The organism is Clostridium tarantellae (assembly GCF_009295725.1).
In the GTDB taxonomy this organism is placed as follows: domain Bacteria; phylum Bacillota; class Clostridia; order Clostridiales; family Clostridiaceae; genus Sarcina; species Sarcina tarantellae.
Genome location: NZ_WHJC01000513.1, coordinates 1 through 1,268, shown reverse-complemented (window position 1 = coordinate 1,268; position 1,268 = coordinate 1). Strand labels below are relative to the sequence as shown.

Annotated in this window: 1 protein-coding gene; it reads left to right on the top strand. The window is 24.0% G+C overall.

Annotated elements, in window-relative coordinates:
• The first annotated feature begins 296 nt into the window (after positions 1 to 296).
• A complete protein-coding gene (gene istB / locus GBZ86_RS16015; protein ID WP_152892316.1) occupies positions 297 to 1,049 on the top strand; it encodes an IS21-like element helper ATPase IstB in 753 nt (250 codons plus the stop codon).
• Positions 1,050 to 1,268: the final 219 nt, after the last annotated feature.

The following is a 1,268-nucleotide window of genomic DNA, read 5'->3' as shown; positions in this document are numbered from 1 at the left end:
TAAATTCAATTTTAAATCTATTATCAGTATTTTTTTTAGTCATCATATTTATCACCCAATATTATTTTATAAGAAAATGGAAAGGCTGTCGACTTTGTCGACAGCCTGTATCTTTATTATAATAAAGATTTTATCGTATGTCATTCTTTAAGTGACAAAAAATTTAATTATAAAAATGATCATATTTGTGAAATATTAAAATCTGATGCATGTAAACATTTCTCAAATAATCAAATAGATGAATTTATAAAAGAAAGTATATCCAAAATGGATACTTTATTAGGAGATTAATTTTTATGTATACAAAACTTATAAATAATTTGGAAACTCTTAAGTTAGAAAAAATGTGCTCATATGCCCAAACATATCTTAATTTAGCTGCAAAAGAGCAAATTCCGTTAATAGATGCCTTAGTGCATCTAACAGATAAAGAAATAGAATATAAAAATGAAATAGCATCTAAAATTCAAATAAGTGTAGCCGGATTTCCTTTTGTAAAAAGAGTCCATGACTTTGACTATATTTTTCAACCATCAGTAAATAAGATGCAAATTAAAGATTTATGTTCATTAAGATTTTTAGAAAATAAAGAAAATATATTATTTTATGGTACTCCTGGAGTTGGAAAAACTCATTTAGCTACCGCTATCGGAATAGAAGCTGCTAGTAAAAGATATTTAACTTATTTTATTAGTTGTCATGATTTAATTCAAAATTTAAGAAATGCATATAATGAAAACCGATTAGAAACTCGGCTTAAGCATTATAGTAAATATAAATTATTAATAATTGATGAAATAGGTTATTTACCAATAGATCAATTGGGAGCAAATTTATTTTTTCAATTAATAACTAAACGTTATGAGCATAATTCAACAATAATAACAACCAATCAGCCTTTTAGCAAATGGGGAGAAGTCTTTTCGGATGCTACTCTTGCAAATGCTATATTAGATAGACTTCTACACCATGCTCATATTATTAAAATAATAGGTCCATCTTATAGGACTAAGGATGTCTATGAAATGATTCAACAAGAAAATAATTAACTATCAAATATTTATGCATTTTGATATTGGAACTTTTTTACCTTTTTAAGTTGACATTTACAACATAGAAAATAAGGATTTATTAATTATTAATAAACCCTTATTTTAATAAATGAAATTTTAATTTATTATTTTTTCTCACTAGTGTTTAATAATTAAAAAATATTACCATTGACTTTTTTAAAAATACAAATATATTTCTAGTGATATTGATTATAT

Excerpts from the sequence above, each read along its gene's own strand:
- istB (WP_152892316.1), top strand. The coding sequence starts at position 297 with ATGTATACAAAACTTATAAATAATTTGGAAACTCTTAAGTTAGAAAAA.